This is a genomic window from Roseivirga spongicola (genome assembly GCF_001592965.1).
Taxonomy (GTDB): domain Bacteria; phylum Bacteroidota; class Bacteroidia; order Cytophagales; family Cyclobacteriaceae; genus Roseivirga; species Roseivirga spongicola.
Genome location: NZ_LRPC01000012.1, coordinates 141,530 through 155,797 on the forward strand (window position 1 = coordinate 141,530; position 14,268 = coordinate 155,797).

Genomic DNA, 14,268 nt, shown 5'->3' on the forward strand with positions numbered 1-14,268 from the left:
GACATGGATGTAATCATTAATGGCTTTTTGTTTGGGCTATTACTTTGTGTGCTCATTGGGCCAGTATTTTTTGCACTTATTCAAAATTCAATTGAAAAGGGTTTCTGGTCGGGTTTCTTTATGGCCATTGGCATAGCCCTCAGTGATAGCTTTTATATAGTAGTTACTTATTTGGGTATTTCTCAGTTTGTAGAGAATCCTAAGTTCAACATGTGGCTTGGTGGGGTTGGCGGAGTTATTATGCTCATTTTTGGTGTAATCTACCTGTTTAAGCCCGTTCCAAAAAAGGGATTGAAGCAACTACATCAAGAAGATACAAAGTGGTTTCAACAGATAGTGAAAGGCTTTTTACTCAATGGTATCAATCCTTTTGTTCTGCTTTTTTGGTTAGGTATTATAAGTAAGGTTACTCTCGATTTTGAGTACAATAACAATCAGGCTATAACCTTCTTTGTTGTGCTAATTGCCACGGTTTTCTTGGTAGATGTACTCAAGTCTTACTTCGCCACTAAATTGAGCCAAATTGTTACTCCACGGTTTATGAAAATCATGAACAGAGTGGTTGGAATAGCCCTTCTTCTTTTCAGTTTGAGGTTGTTCAACTTTGTTTTAGTGGCTTACGGTATAGAATTATTCTAACTGAACCCTTTCCTTAATTCTGGGTTAGGTTCATGTGAACCCCAAAAGTATGAACCGTAAACTCTTATTTACACTCGCACTTCTATTCCTTTTTACGCTAGATACTTTGGCTCAACAAGAGCTAGGAAACTTCAATCAGGAGCGACTACAGATCAATAAAGTTGGGATGATGGTGTTAGGAGGTTGGGCCCTAGCTAATTTCGGTACCAATGGAGTTCTGTTGAGCAACCCTTCTTCCAATGAGCAAGGACACTTTTACCGGATGAATATTTTTTGGAATGTGGTGAACTTGGGCTTGGCAATACCAGGGTTAAGGCATTCTTTGATTACCGATCCTTCTACTTTAAACCTAGCCGAAACAGTAGGTGAATATCATCAAATGGGGAAGGTGCTTTTAATGAATGCAGGTTTAGATGTAGCATATATTACTGGTGGTTTTTTGATGAAGGAAATGGCCAAGAACAGGGAAGGCAAAAGAGGTATACTTAGAGGCTATGGTCGCTCACTTATTCTCCAAGGAGGGTTTCTGTTAGCTTTTGACATAATTCTGTATTCCGTTCTTCAATCCAAGAGCAATCAGCTTACGGATATTTTGAACCATGTTCAGCTGAGCCCGAATAGTGTTGGTTTGGTCTGGAGGTTCTAGTCTTCCAATATGTTACTAATGAATGTGCTTTTAGTAAGCATAAACATTAAGAAGAACAGGATGCCCCACTTCAAGTAGATTGGATAGAAATCGGTGGTGTTCTTGTATCGAGTCTCTTTGATTTCAGCCTTCTCGTATTCATCAATCATGTCGAATACATTTTGGAGTGCAGCATTGTCTGAAACTCGGTAGAACTGCCCAGAACCAATTTTTGCAATTTCACGCAGGTTAGACTCATCTACGGTGTTTTCTACATAATTAGTTCTGCCAAAAAAGTCTTTTCCATAAGGTACTTTGCCCTCTTTGCCCACGCAAATGGTGTAAATCTTTATATCGTAAGCAGAAGCTAATTCTGCAGCAGTTATCGGATCAATATTACCAGCAGTATTGTCACCATCCGTGAGCAAGATCATTACCTTACTGGCGGCATCAGACTCTCTCATTCTGTTGGTCCCCACGGCAATAGCACTACCAATGGCGGTTCCTCTATTTTCAATTTTATTAAAGTCTATCTCTTCTTCTATGAATTTATAGAGAAGCTCATAGTCTGTAGTGAGTGGAGATAAAGAATAAGCGTCTCCTGAGAAAATCACTAAGCCAATTCTGTCTTGGTTTCTGCCTGCTATAAAATCTCTGGCTGTAGCTTTAGCAGCATCCAACCTATTAGGTTGAAAGTCTTCTATTTGCATAGATTCAGAGATGTCTATGAGTAAGGCAATGTCTATGCCTTCAGACCATTGCTCAACCATCTCATTGGTTCGTTGAGGTCTGGCTAGAGCTATCAGAAGCATTAAAAGCGCAAGCGCTTTTAATAGGTTTGGAATAATTCTTAAGTAGCCTGTCCAATGCTTTTCTATATCTCTTTTAGGAAGAGCTACGGGTAGCTTTTGCTTTACCTTAGTACCGATTAGCCACTTAAGAAGGAATAAGAGTATAACCAATGGTATGGCGTAGAACACAAAAAAGTGTGCCCAATCAAACGATTTGAACGCTGAAGGAGTGAACCACTCCAAAGAAAACCAATTATAAATCGACTCGTCAAGCATTCTTAATCTCCTCCGTTACATGGTTGTATCTATCTACCGAGTAGTCTTTCAAATACTCGAAATCGTTTTGCAAAGCGGTTACCGCTATAGTGCTATAAATGTTTTTATCTATAGACTTTAATGTTTCTTCTAAAGAAGAATTTTTCTGAATCTGTATAATTTCTTTGGTAGTGAGCTTTGTGTAAGGCATTTGCTCCAAAGACTCCATATAAGACTTCCAAAACTTTAACAAAGATTCAATTTTGGTCTTTTCAGTATCGGCAGAAATGCTTTCAATCTCCTGATCGAATTCTTGCTGAAATTTCTCAAGCTTCTTTTTAAGCCTGTAGAGTTTTATGCGTTTGGTAATTTCTCTACCCCAAATAACTGCTACTACAATAGCAATAACACCGAGTATAATCAGGCCAATAATCCAATAAGGGTAGTTGAATTGACGAGATACAGGTTGAAAAGCTCTTGTTTCAGAAAGGTTAACAGTGTCGGGCATTTGAGTGACCACCTGATTCAGAATAATAGAATCTTTAGCACTAAAAATAGGAATGCTGTCTTTACCTGTATAAACAAAAACAGGGATGGATAGACTCTGCACGGTGTCTATCTCAAAAGTAGCTAAGTAATAAACAGCACTATCAATACTGTTTATGCTGTCTGAACGCGTATCAAAATATGCTTTATCTATTAGTTCAAAAGGTGCAAAGCTGAATAATGAGTCAGGGAAAATAACTGGCCTATTCTTCTTGTCTTTGTAGCTCAGTGAATAGGGAACAGGTTCGCCAATTTTAACGCTATCTTTTAAGAAATAGCCATTAGGTTTAGTGTCTTGGGCAAAAGCGAAAGTCACTAAATAGAAGCAAAAAATCAGAAATACACTTACCCTTCTAATCACGTTTCATCGATTTGTTTCTGATCTTAAATAGTTTTATCAATTGCGGAACGTAGTTGTCTTTTGTGTTGATCTCCAGGTAGTTGATTTGGTTTTTTCTACAAAACTTTTCAAGCTCTCCTTTATTAACCGTGTAAGTTTTTTCGAGTTTCTTACGGAAATCTTTAGAGGAAGTGTTTACCCAAATGGTCTTTTTACTTTCCTTGTCATAGATAGGTACAATCCCCAAGTTTGGTAATTGGGTTTCTCTATCGTCTTTTAAGTGCAGAACAACTAAATCATGTCTGTTGGCCAGTAATCTCAAGCTCTGTTCGTACCCTTCATCAATAAAGTCAGAAACCAGAATGATCACACTTTTTTTATGGATGATCTCCAAAGACTTTTTAATAGCCTGATCTATGTTGGTTTTGGTAGACTCAGGTGTATGATTATAAAGCTCGTGAATTATGGCATAGCCATGTTTAATGCCTTTTCCCGACTTAACGAACTTTTCTTTCTGATCAGAAAAGGTCAGCAAGCCAACACGGTTTTGTTGCTTTACTGCAGCTAGTGTAAGTACTCCTGTAATTTCTTTTCCAACATCTACCTTTTGAGCGCCAGGTGTTCCTATTTCTTGAGAAGCACTAACATCTAGCAAGAAGAAAACGGTTTGTTCTTTTTCTTCTTTAAAGGTTTTTACAAAAGTACCATGACCTTTGGCCGATACGTTCCAGTCTATGGTTCTGGTATCATCACCATACTGGTATTCGCGCACGCCATCAAACTCTAAGCCCGAACCTTTGAATATAGAGTGGAAGTCACCCTGCATTCTAGAGTTAATGGCTTTTCTGATTTGAATCTCGTACTTCCTAAGCTTGGAAATGATGTGCTCCATAATGAAGGCCTAAAAATATCATTAATTTGATTTTCGACCGATTTTAGCTGTCTTAATTTTGGTTAATAAGAAGATTGCTTCGAACATAACCCTTACCTTTGCCAGTCGTTTAGCTACAAAAGCGAAAATAAGTGGCTTACAATATGGCAAAAAAGCTTTTTTTACTGACGGTTGCTCTTTTTTTATTCTCTTGTAAAAGTGATGACTCTGCCGTGCCCGATGGTATACTCACTCAAGAGCAAATGGTAGATCTTTTAATAGATATCCGAATTGCAGAAGGAATGGTAGGTTCGGTGTCTATGGGGCTAGATTCTGCTGATGCTGTCTACAAAGCTTTGGAAAAAAGAATCTTTCGGGAACATGGTGTAGACTCTGCTAGTTATGTAAAAAGCTATAACTACTACTTACAACATCCTGAGCTTTATTTAGACGTAACGGACATTGTAATAGACAGTCTTAAAGCCAGAAATTCTAAACAATTCAGCGACAACTATTAATGCTATACCCCTCCAATCTAGAAGTTAAACTCGGTTTCGATAAAATTAGAGAGTTACTAAAAGAGGCCTGCGAAAGTAAATTAGGAAAGAGTTTTGTAGATAAGGTCAGATTTTCTGCAGATCAAAATAATGTAGAGATGTGGTTGAGTCAGACCGATGAGTTTGTTCGAATCATCTCTTCTGAGGAGCTTTTTCCAAACTCAAACTATATAGACTTAGCCCCACTCTTCGGAAAAATTAGAGTAGACAATTCGTATCTGCTAGAAGAAGAGTTGTTTGATGTTATTCTAAGTCTCAAAACACTCAATAACTGTCTAGATTTTTTTCAAGAAAAGCGCGAAGAATACCCCGTTCTTTCCGAACTCACATACCCTATTGTTTTCGATGAAGACTTGCTTTGGTCTTTAGCTCGTGTTTTTGATGAAAGGGGAAAGCTAAAAGACAATGCATCTGACAGGCTCTATGAAATACGAAAAGGTATTCTAGAAGAAAAGCAAAGGCTAAGAAGGGTTTTAGATAACATTATCAACAGAACCAAGAAGGAAGGATTTACTCCAGACGATGTTTCCGTGACCATCAGAAATGGCAGGATGGTGATTCCGGTTTTGGCAGAGTATAAACGTAGGGTTAAAGGGTTTATTCATGGTGAGTCTGCTACTGGGCAAACCGTATATCTTGAGCCAACTGAGGTATTCACTATAAATAATGAGGTTCAGGAGCTTGAATATGCAGAACAGCGAGAGGTAGTTCGAATTCTCATGGAGTTAACTGGCTATTTAAGGCCAGAAATTGAGAATTTGAGGCAATACATGCAGTTTCTTGGCTTGGTTGATTTCATCCGAGCTAAAGCACGTTTTGCGCTTAAGATTGATGCTTGTAAACCAAAGTGGTCTGAGAAGAAGGAGTTCAATTGGCAAGTTGCTAAGCACCCTCTGCTGCTTTTAAAGCATAAAGAATTAGGCAAAGAGGTAGTTCCATTAAACATTTTCTTAGAGCCAAATCAGCGTATTCTTTTAATATCTGGTCCAAATGCTGGAGGAAAGAGTGTTTGCCTTAAAACCGTTGGGTTGTTGCAGTACATGCTGCAGTGTGGACTTTTGGTTTCAGTGAATGAGTCTTCTTCCTTTACCATGTTTAAGGACTTGTTTATAGATATTGGAGATGAGCAATCTATAGAGAACGATCTAAGTACGTATAGCTCTCATCTTATCAACATGAAACATCTTTTGGGTCATGTAAATAAGAAGAGTCTCTTTCTTATAGATGAATTTGGAACAGGAACCGAGCCGCAATATGGTGGAGCCATTGCCGAGTCTATTCTAATGGAACTCAAAGAAAGTAGAGGTATGGGGGTAATCACTACTCACTATGGTAACTTGAAAGAGTTTGCCGATAAGCGTGAGGGGTTGATGAACGGTGCTATGCGCTACGACCTAAAGAAGTTGCAACCTTTGTATGAACTGGAAATTGGAAAGCCAGGAAGTTCGTTTGCTTTGGAAATTGCTGGTAAAATAGGTCTGCCCAATAGAACTATCGACAATGCCAAAAAGAAAATTGGTGTTAAGCAAGTTTCATTCGATCAGATGCTCGGACAACTTCAATTGCAGCAAACAGAATTAGACAAGGCTGAAAGAAAAATTACAGCAAGAGAAAAGGAGTTAGAAGAACTTACAGAGCAGTATGCACAGTTAAAATCTCATCTGGAAAACCAAGAGAAGAAGATTATTAATGAAGCTAAGCAGAAGGCTAATGCTATTGTGAAAGATGCCAATAAAGAAGTAGAGCGTGTTATTCGAGAAATCAAGGAAAAGAAAGCGGAGAAAGAGGCCGTTAAAAAACAAAGAGAAAGACTTGATAAACTGAAACAAGAGACCGCTGTTAAGGAGCAATTTGAAAAGGCTCAGGCTAAATCTGATGAAATTAAGATAGGAGATTATGTTCAGCTCAAAGGGCAAGATACTGTTGGGCAAGTAGTCAATATCAAGGGCAAAGATGCAGAGCTTAGCATTGGAGAACTCACTTCTTTTGTCCGTTTAAATAGGCTCGAAAAAGTGAACCGAAAGGCTTACAAAGACCAAGGCAAGACCAAAAGTTTTTCTGGCTTCGATTACGTTTCTAAACAAACGGATTTCAACCCGAGAATAGATTTAAGAGGTATGCGTGCAGAAGAGGTTATACCTACCCTAAGTACTTGGATGGATGAAGCTATTATGCTTGGAGTTAACGAGCTTCAGATAGTTCATGGAAAAGGAAATGGAGTTCTAAGACAAGTAACTCGGGAGCTTCTAAAGTCTTATAAAGAAATATCTTCGGTTAGAGATGAACATGCCGATAGAGGAGGTGCTGGAGTTACCTTAGTGAGCTTAAACTAAAAAGGCCCCGATTTTCATCGAGGCCCTTTACCGTAGTTTTAATTCTTTCTACTGCTCTTCCATATTGAAAACGTAAGTGCCGTTAGCACCATTAATTCCTGCAGCAACTCCGCCACTTGCTGTGTAATTTACAGTCATAGTTAGGGTAGAAGGAGTGGCGCTTGTGTTAAGGCTTATGGTATAAACATTGCCATTGTCACTATCGAATATGATTTCATTTAGGTTGGTGCCGTTGAAATCCCAAGTTCCATTTGCTCCCCATAGTGGAGAACCGTTTGCGCTAATGTAGGTTTTGCTTGAAGAGTTTCCTCTTATGGTCAGGGTTAAGTCGCTAAAGAAGTTTGAGCTTGCACCGTCAAAAGTAACAGAAGTGGTTGCCCAAGTTATACCAGAAGAAGAACCGGCAAGATCTACTATTCTTTGTTCTTCTGGGGTTAGTTGAGGTGTGTCGTCACCACCGTCTCCACCACCACAAGATGTTAAAACGGCTAAGCCTATTATGTTAAGGATAAGGAAGTAGCTTTTAAATCTTTTCATTAGTCTATTTTAATGCATTAATAATAGCGAAGTTTTCTCTAAAAAAACACTAAAGCAGATGGTCCTAGCTTTTAAATGTTGGGATGTGTATGTTACTAGCGCAAAAGTCGAACTCGTGTTTTTGGTTCGAGCTTATCAGAACAAGTTTGTCATTTAGGATGGTTTGTACAGATTTTCGGTACCAATCAATCCCAAACTCATCTAAATTGGTTGTAGGCTCATCTAATAGACAGACCTTGCTTTGAGAATAGAAGCATAGCCCTAGCTTCAGGCGCTGCTTCATGCCTGAAGAGAAGTTTCGTATCTGCTTATTTTTGTCTTTAGCAAGGTGTACCAGTGCTGTGAAGTCATCGATAGATATTCCTTGCTTCAGTTTTTTAAACTTAAAATGAAAGTCTAAAAACTCATGAAGTGTAAATTCTTCAATGAGCTCTAAGTAAGGAGTAGAAATATCGAAATACTGATAAAAGTCTTCTTGCTGAATTTCCTTTCCATCTAAAGAATAGCTGATGCTACCTTCGTTAGATGGAATAAAACCGCATAATACTTGAAGAAAAGTAGATTTTCCGCTTCCGTTTCCACCAGTTATAGAGCAGGGTATACCTGTTTCAAAACTGGTAGAAAGGTGCCTGAATATCCATTCACGGTTAAACTTCTTACCTAAATCGTTAACCGTAATTTGCATATTATTTAGCGCTATACCCCTTCATAACTCCTCTGTCGGAATTTCTAAAAAAGTTGATAATCTCGTCTCTTTCTTTTGAAGGTGTCATTTCTAGCTCAACCAAGTCTAGGGCCTTTGAATTGTTCAGGCCTTTAAGGAAGATGTATCTATATATTTCCTGAATCTCAGCTATCTTCTCATTTGCAAAACCACGTCTTCTAAGTCCGATAGAATTTATACCGGCATAGCTTAATGGCTCTCTACCAGCTTTGGTATAAGGAGGTACGTCTTTTCTGACAAGTGAGCCTCCAGAAACCATGGTATGAGCACCAATATTTACAAACTGATGAACAGCAGCGGCTCCGCCAATAATAGCCCAGTCGTCTATTGTTACGTGGCCCGCAAGTTGGACGGCATTTACCAAAATACAATTATCACCAATCATACAGTCGTGGGCTACGTGAGTGTAGGCCATAATTAGGCAGTTTTTGCCTATAACTGTTTTATTGGTAGCGTCTGTTCCTCTGTTTAGCGTCACGCACTCCCTAATTACTGTATTGTCGCCAATCTCTAATGTAGTGTCTTCGCCCCCAAATTTTAAGTCTTGAGGAACTGCCGAAACGACTGCGCCAGGGAATATTTTTACATTCTTGCCAATTCTGGCTCCTTCCATAATGGTTACATTGGAGCCTATCCATGATCCTTCTTCGATTACCACATTTTTGCTAATAGTAACAAAAGGTTCAATTACCACATTGCGAGCAATCTTGGCTTCTCTATGGATGTATGCTAGGGGTTGATTCATTGATTCTTAACTATTCTGGCAGTCATAGCGGCCTCGCAAACTAGGGTGTTACCTACGTATGCATAGCCATTCATTTGTGCAATGCCTCTTTTAATAGGGGCAGTTAGTTCACATTTAAACTTAATGGTGTCACCCGGAACAACCATTTTTCTGAATTTACATTTGTCTATTCCCAAGAAATACGGTGTGTAGTTCTCCGGATCAGGAACAGTGTTTAAAACAAGAATTCCACCAATTTGAGCCATGGCTTCAATTTGCAGTACACCTGGCATTACGGGGTTTCCTGGAAAGTGCCCAGTAAAGAACGGTTCGTTCATGGTCACATTCTTTATCCCTGCAACCATGGTGTCGTCTAGGTGAATAATCTTGTCAATTAGAAGGAATGGATATCTATGCGGAAGAATCTGCATGATTTGGTTAATATCCATTACCGGTTCTACCGTAGGGTCATAATAAGGTGCCGAGCTTTTGTTGCTCAGCATAGCCTTTTTCAATTTTTTCGCGAAAGCCACGTTGGCAGCATGGCCTGGTCTGGCGGCTAGAATTTGAGCTTTTATGGGTCTGCCTACAAGTGCAAGGTCACCAACAACATCGAGTAGCTTATGTCTAGCTGGCTCATTACGATGTCTAAGCTCAACATTGTTCAGAATTCCTTCTTTCTTTACTTCTACCTTGGGCTTGTTAAAAAGACTAGCTAAATGATCTAGCTCTTCATCCTTAACAACCCTATCAACCACTACAATGGCGTTGTTTAAATCGCCACCCTTAATTAGGTTGTTTTTATGAAGCATTTCTAATTCATGTAGAAAGCAAAACGTTCTACTAGAAGAAATATCTTTCTTGAAGTCTTGAATGTTATTCAAAGAGGCGTGTTGGCTACCTAAAACTGGAGAGTTATAGTCTACCATAACGGTAACTCTGTAATCATCTAGCGGAAGAGCCGCTATCTCTACATCACGATTTTCATCGCGATACATAATGCTCTCATTAATTTCTAAGAAATTTCTTAGTGCATTTTGCTCTTCTGTACCTACCTGCTCAATGGCATCTATAAACATGCGTGAACTACCGTCCAATATTGGAGGCTCTGGTCCATCAATTTTGATTAGAACGTTGTCTATTTCTAAGCCAACTAAAGCAGCTAAGGTATGTTCTACAGTATTAATCCTAGCACCGTTCTGCTCAATGGTAGTTCCTCTAGATAGGTCAACTACATTGTCTACATCGGCATCTACAATTGGCTGGTCTGGTAAGTCAATTCTCTGGAATTTTATTCCGTGGTTTGGCCCTGCGGGAGTAAAGGTCATATTGGCCGTTACGCCTGTGTGGAGACCCACCCCAGAAACCGTTACTTCCTCTCTTATGGTATGCTGCTTCGTCTTCATTCTTTCCGCGAAAATGCCGCAAATTTATAACTTTTTTTCCAGTTCCTTAACCCTGTCTATGAGTTTAGGAAGGTTCCTGAGAATTACGCTAGCGCGAAGAAAATCTTTGTGTTCCATAATAGGAGAGCCAAACCAGACCTTACCCTCTTGGGTAATGGTTTTTGGTACTCCTGCCTGAGGTCCAATGATGGTTCTATCTGCCATTTTTAAGTGACCAGTGATACCTGCTTGCCCACCAATTTGGCAATTCTCACCAATTTTTGCACTTCCCGAAAGCCCTGCTTGAGAGGCTATAACTGTGTTTTTTCCTACTTCAACATTATGAGCAATCTGTACCAAGTTGTCGAGCTTTACTCCACTTTTGATAATAGTAGAGCCCATGGTGGCACAGTCTATAGTAGTGTTCGCGCCAATATCTACATGGTCTTCTATAATTACGTTGCCTGTTTGAGGAATGGATTTATATGTGCCATCTTCTTGTGGGGCAAAGCCGAAACCATCGCTACCAATCACCACTCCTGAGTGGATTACACAGTTTGAGCCTACTTTACAATTGGCGTAAACTTTTACACCAGGGTGTATAATGGTGTTTTCTCCGATTTCAACATTGTCGCCAATGTAGGTGTTGGGGTAAATTTTAGTATTGTTTCCAACTTTTGCGTTTTCACCTAAATAAGAGAAGGCTCCTAGATATACATTCTCTCCATAACTGGCTGTTTCATGCTGAAAAGAAGGTTGTTCAATACCAGTTTTTACTTTGGCAGTAAGCTTTTGATATTCTTCTAAAAGCTTTGCGAAGGCAGAGTATGGGTCGTCAACCTTAATCAAATTGGCCTTTAACTCCTTTTCTGGTTCAAAATCTGACTTTACAATAACCGCTGATGCACCGGTTTTATAGATGTATGGTAGGTATTTCGGATTAGCTAAGAATGAAATACTGCCTTCTGTAGCTTCCTCAATTTTTTCCAATCTGTTCACAGTCGCCTGGCCATTCCCTTCAACCATGCCTCCAATTAATTGGGCAACTTGTTCAATTGATATCTCCATGGGGTAAATTTCTGATTGTCACAAATTTATGTCTTTTGGCCAGCATCGATAATACTTACGTACTATTTTGCTCATGGCCTTAATGTTAGGTAGGTCTGCTGCTTCTACAACATCTCTTACCTCTCCATTTTTAGATAAAATCATAATCTTCTTATCGTTGGTGAGGTAAGCATTGTTTGTTACCTGCCCCGTTGAAAAGAAATATTTAGTGTCTTTGGACTGAAGCCCGTAAGTGTCTGCTATTTTTTGTTGAATGTTCTCCTTCTCCTCTTTAGTAATTGGATCGGAACTAAATTTAATTCTAAATAGCTCTCGGTTGAGGAGCATACTACATAGGGCGGATAATATTTTATCGTCAGACTTTGCCCATATTTTTATAGCACCCCAGAGATCGTAGTCGTCTAGCTCTAAGAAAGTTTCTAAGGTCTTAGGGTCTTCGGCAAACTGCTCAATACCAATTTCCTTTTCAAAAAAGAACCTGAGCCCTTCGGTCATAAAAAGGTCTGCTTTTCCTTTTTTAGTCAGCTTTTTGGCTCTATTAATGATTGAAATGAGCATCTTCTCTGCACTTACTCCTGCCTTGTGCAAGTAAACTTGCCAGTACATAAGTCTTCTGGCACTCAAGAAGTTTTCAATGCTGTAAATACCTTTTTCTTCTACTACCAGCTGCCCATCTTTAACGTCTAGCATCTTGATGATGCGGTCGGCACCAATAGTTCCTTCAGAAACACCTGAGAAAAAGCTGTCTCTTTTAAGGTAGTCGAGCCTATCGATATCTAATTGGCTAGAGACTAGCTGATGCAGAAAAGGCTTGGCGTAATTTCCATTGAAGATTTCTAATGCCAAAGAAAGTGCTCCATCAAATTCTTGGTTCAGCCTAGAAATAATCATTCTACTCAAGTGCTCATGATGAACATCTTTAAGAATACTGAATTCTAATGCATGGGAAAAGGGGCCATGTCCAACATCGTGTAATAGAATAGCCACGAGCGCGCCTTCGTACTCTTCATCTGTTATTTCGACACCTTTAGTTCTTAAATTGTCTAGCGTAATAGACATCAGGTGCATGGCGCCAAGAGCATGATGGAAGCGCGTGTGATGCGCCCCAGGATAAACCAACTCTGCAAGCCCCATTTGTTTGATGCGCCTAAGTCGCTGGAAATAAGGGTGATTGATGATGTCGAAAATCAGCTCATTTCTGATGGTGATGAACCCGTAGACAGGATCATTGATAATCTTCCGTTTGTTCAAGTTTTGTGCTTTAATTCTCTTAAATTCGAGCTTCTTCTCAATTTCGATTCATGCAAAGATATAACATTTTATGGGCTGACGATGAGATCGATCTGCTGAAACCGCACATCCTTTTTTTGAGAGATCGTGGTTATGACGTTACTCCAGTAACGAGTGGTGCAGATGCCATTGAGGCTATAGACCAACAGCCATTTGATATCGTCTTTTTGGATGAAAATATGCCTGGTATGACTGGCCTAGAAACCCTGAGCTACATCAAGGGAAGTAGGCCTTCAATTCCGGTGGTAATGATTACCAAAAATGAAGAAGAGCATATAATGGAGGAGGCAATTGGTTCTAAGATTGCCGACTATCTAATTAAGCCATTGAATCCTAATCAGATACTTATTTCAGTTAAGAAGTTGCTTGACAATAGGAGGCTGGTGAGCGATAGAACTAATTCTCAATATCAGCAAGACTTCAGAAATATCAGTATGAAGGTGAATGATTGGATAGATCATAATGAGTGGGCAGAGATCTATAAAAAGCTGGTGTATTGGGAGCTGGAAATAGAAGATACTGAGAACAAAAGTATGGCTGAAGTGCTGGAAATGCAGAAAGTGGAAGCCAATTCTAATTTCGCTCGTTTTGTAGAAGATAATTATGAGTCTTGGCTGAATGATGCTGATGCTGATAAACCAGTTCTTTCTCATCAGCTTTTGAGCAAGAAGGTATTCCCTGAGATAAATGATAAGCCAACCTTCTTGATAGTCATCGATAATCTCCGTTTCGATCAGTGGAAGATCATTGAAAGAGAAGTATTGAACTACTTCAACTTGCTAGAAGAGTCTGCCTATTATTCAATACTTCCTACCACTACAGCTTATGCCAGAAACTCCATATTTGCAGGAGAGCTGCCTTTGGAGATGAGTAAAAAGTATCCGCATTTGTGGGTGCCAGACGATGACAATGAAGAAGGTAAGAACAATAATGAAGAAGGCTTCCTTCAGGAAAATCTCAAGAAGCATAGACTGGACATCAAAACTAGCTATCACAAGATTATACATGCCAATCAGGGAAAGCAACTGAACGATAACTTCTCTAACCTGCTGAATAATCAGCTAAATGTAGTGGTCTACAACTTTGTAGATATGCTTAGCCATGCCAGAACCGACATACGGATGATTAAAGAGCTTGCGGCAGATGAGTCTGCCTACAGGTCATTGACTAGGTCATGGTTTTTGCATTCGCCTTTATTCGATTTATTGAAAATGGTGGCAGATAAAGGGCTGAGAGCTATGATTACTACAGACCACGGCACTTATAGGGTGAAGAAGCCTTTTAAAATTGCTGGCGATAGAAATGTAAATACTAACCTGAGATATAAGCAAGGCAAGAACTTGGGTTATAAAGGAACCAATGGCATTTTTGAAGTCAGGAAACCTGAAGATTTACACCTGCCAAAGCCGAACGTTTCTACTTCTTACGTTTTTGCTACGGAAGATACCTTCTTCGCTTACCCCAATAATTACAATCATTATGTGAAGTACTACAGAGATACTTTTCAGCACGGTGGTGTATCTTTGGAAGAAATGATAATTCCCTTTATTTCATTAATTTCGAAAAGGGCTTAATACTAATTA

14 protein-coding genes are annotated in these 14,268 nt (G+C 39.4%); 5 read left to right on the forward strand and 9 right to left on the reverse strand.

The window, feature by feature from the left end; all coding sequences use genetic code 11:
- The first annotated feature begins 3 nt into the window (after nucleotides 1–3).
- Nucleotides 4–639 (forward strand): LysE family translocator, encoded by a 636-nt coding sequence (locus AWW68_RS08495; protein ID WP_068219399.1) that lies wholly within the window; start codon nucleotides 4–6, stop codon nucleotides 637–639.
- Nucleotides 640–688: 49 nt separating this feature from the next.
- Entirely contained in the window at nucleotides 689–1,285 is a 597-nt protein-coding gene (locus AWW68_RS08500; protein ID WP_068219402.1) for a DUF6992 family protein, read from the forward strand.
- On the opposite strand, the gene AWW68_RS08505 is transcribed toward AWW68_RS08500, so the two are convergent.
- Genes AWW68_RS08505 through AWW68_RS08515 form a run of 3 tightly spaced genes read right to left on the reverse strand, consistent with a single transcriptional unit; the run spans nucleotide 1,282 to nucleotide 4,088 of the window.
- The gene (locus AWW68_RS08505) at nucleotides 1,282–2,331 is read right to left on the reverse strand and encodes a VWA domain-containing protein (RefSeq protein WP_068219403.1); all 1,050 of its coding nucleotides are present in this window, start codon (nucleotides 2,329–2,331) and stop codon (nucleotides 1,282–1,284) included. The genes AWW68_RS08500 and AWW68_RS08505 overlap by 4 nt on opposite strands.
- A complete protein-coding gene (locus AWW68_RS08510) occupies nucleotides 2,324–3,217 on the reverse strand; it encodes a hypothetical protein (protein WP_068219405.1) in 894 nt (297 codons plus the stop codon). Before AWW68_RS08510 ends, AWW68_RS08505 begins: the two co-directional genes overlap by 8 nt.
- Nucleotides 3,210–4,088: a DUF58 domain-containing protein gene (locus AWW68_RS08515; protein ID WP_068219414.1), complete on the reverse strand. Its 879-nt coding sequence runs from the start codon at nucleotides 4,086–4,088 to the stop codon at nucleotides 3,210–3,212. Before AWW68_RS08515 ends, AWW68_RS08510 begins: the two co-directional genes overlap by 8 nt.
- Before the next feature lie 143 nt (nucleotides 4,089–4,231).
- On the opposite strand from AWW68_RS08515, the gene AWW68_RS08520 reads away from it, so the two are divergent.
- Both AWW68_RS08520 and AWW68_RS08525 read left to right on the forward strand, forming a co-directional pair.
- Nucleotides 4,232–4,585 (forward strand): DUF4296 domain-containing protein, encoded by a 354-nt coding sequence (locus AWW68_RS08520; protein WP_157717580.1) that lies wholly within the window; start codon nucleotides 4,232–4,234, stop codon nucleotides 4,583–4,585.
- The gene (locus AWW68_RS08525) at nucleotides 4,585–6,957 is read left to right on the forward strand and encodes an endonuclease MutS2 (protein ID WP_068219422.1); all 2,373 of its coding nucleotides are present in this window, start codon (nucleotides 4,585–4,587) and stop codon (nucleotides 6,955–6,957) included. The genes AWW68_RS08520 and AWW68_RS08525 overlap by 1 nt, the downstream gene beginning before the upstream one ends.
- 48 nt (nucleotides 6,958–7,005) lie before the next feature.
- Here AWW68_RS08525 and AWW68_RS08530 read toward each other — a convergent pair whose 3' ends face one another.
- From AWW68_RS08530 to AWW68_RS08555, 6 genes are all read right to left on the reverse strand, one after another.
- Nucleotides 7,006–7,494, reverse strand: a complete 489-nt coding sequence (locus AWW68_RS08530; RefSeq protein ID WP_068219424.1) for a hypothetical protein — start codon at nucleotides 7,492–7,494, stop codon at nucleotides 7,006–7,008.
- Between the two features lie 64 nt (nucleotides 7,495–7,558).
- Nucleotides 7,559–8,179: an ABC transporter ATP-binding protein gene (locus AWW68_RS08535; RefSeq protein ID WP_068219427.1), complete on the reverse strand. Its 621-nt coding sequence runs from the start codon at nucleotides 8,177–8,179 to the stop codon at nucleotides 7,559–7,561.
- Between the two features lies 1 nt (nucleotide 8,180).
- Nucleotides 8,181–8,963 (reverse strand): acyl-ACP--UDP-N-acetylglucosamine O-acyltransferase, encoded by a 783-nt coding sequence (lpxA, locus tag AWW68_RS08540; RefSeq protein WP_068219431.1) that lies wholly within the window; start codon nucleotides 8,961–8,963, stop codon nucleotides 8,181–8,183.
- Entirely contained in the window at nucleotides 8,960–10,348 is a 1,389-nt protein-coding gene (locus AWW68_RS08545; RefSeq protein ID WP_068219437.1) for a bifunctional UDP-3-O-[3-hydroxymyristoyl] N-acetylglucosamine deacetylase/3-hydroxyacyl-ACP dehydratase, read from the reverse strand. Before AWW68_RS08545 ends, lpxA begins: the two co-directional genes overlap by 4 nt.
- Before the next feature lie 24 nt (nucleotides 10,349–10,372).
- The gene (lpxD, locus tag AWW68_RS08550; protein WP_068219438.1) at nucleotides 10,373–11,395 is read right to left on the reverse strand and encodes a UDP-3-O-(3-hydroxymyristoyl)glucosamine N-acyltransferase; all 1,023 of its coding nucleotides are present in this window, start codon (nucleotides 11,393–11,395) and stop codon (nucleotides 10,373–10,375) included.
- An 18-nt stretch (nucleotides 11,396–11,413) separates the two neighbouring features.
- Nucleotides 11,414–12,646 carry an HD domain-containing protein gene (locus AWW68_RS08555; protein WP_068219439.1) on the reverse strand — a complete coding sequence of 411 codons (1,233 nt, stop codon included), beginning with the start codon at nucleotides 12,644–12,646 and terminating at the stop codon, nucleotides 11,414–11,416.
- Between the two features lie 50 nt (nucleotides 12,647–12,696).
- Here AWW68_RS08555 and porX point away from each other — a divergent pair, with 50 nt between their 5' ends.
- Nucleotides 12,697–14,259, forward strand: coding sequence for a T9SS response regulator signal transducer PorX (gene porX / locus AWW68_RS08560; RefSeq protein WP_068219440.1), 1,563 nt, complete (start codon nucleotides 12,697–12,699; stop codon nucleotides 14,257–14,259).
- The last annotated feature ends 9 nt before the right edge of the window (nucleotides 14,260–14,268 follow it).

What these genes read in the sequence shown, in the direction of transcription:
- AWW68_RS08530 (WP_068219424.1), bottom strand. Translation starts at nt 7,494, where the DNA reads ATGAAAAGATTTAAAAGCTACTTCCTTATCCTTAACATAATAGGCTTA.
- AWW68_RS08505 (WP_068219403.1), bottom strand. Translation starts at nt 2,331, where the DNA reads ATGCTTGACGAGTCGATTTATAATTGGTTTTCTTTGGAGTGGTTCACT.
- AWW68_RS08495 (WP_068219399.1), top strand. Translation starts at nt 4, where the DNA reads ATGGATGTAATCATTAATGGCTTTTTGTTTGGGCTATTACTTTGTGTG.
- AWW68_RS08525 (WP_068219422.1), top strand. Translation starts at nt 4,585, where the DNA reads ATGCTATACCCCTCCAATCTAGAAGTTAAACTCGGTTTCGATAAAATT.
- porX (WP_068219440.1), top strand. Translation starts at nt 12,697, where the DNA reads ATGCAAAGATATAACATTTTATGGGCTGACGATGAGATCGATCTGCTG.
- AWW68_RS08500 (WP_068219402.1), top strand. Translation starts at nt 689, where the DNA reads ATGAACCGTAAACTCTTATTTACACTCGCACTTCTATTCCTTTTTACG.
- AWW68_RS08535 (WP_068219427.1), bottom strand. Translation starts at nt 8,179, where the DNA reads ATGCAAATTACGGTTAACGATTTAGGTAAGAAGTTTAACCGTGAATGG.
- lpxD (WP_068219438.1), bottom strand. Translation starts at nt 11,395, where the DNA reads ATGGAGATATCAATTGAACAAGTTGCCCAATTAATTGGAGGCATGGTT.
- lpxA (WP_068219431.1), bottom strand. Translation starts at nt 8,963, where the DNA reads ATGAATCAACCCCTAGCATACATCCATAGAGAAGCCAAGATTGCTCGC.
- AWW68_RS08520 (WP_157717580.1), top strand. Translation starts at nt 4,232, where the DNA reads ATGGCAAAAAAGCTTTTTTTACTGACGGTTGCTCTTTTTTTATTCTCT.
- AWW68_RS08545 (WP_068219437.1), bottom strand. Translation starts at nt 10,348, where the DNA reads ATGAAGACGAAGCAGCATACCATAAGAGAGGAAGTAACGGTTTCTGGG.
- AWW68_RS08515 (WP_068219414.1), bottom strand. Translation starts at nt 4,088, where the DNA reads ATGGAGCACATCATTTCCAAGCTTAGGAAGTACGAGATTCAAATCAGA.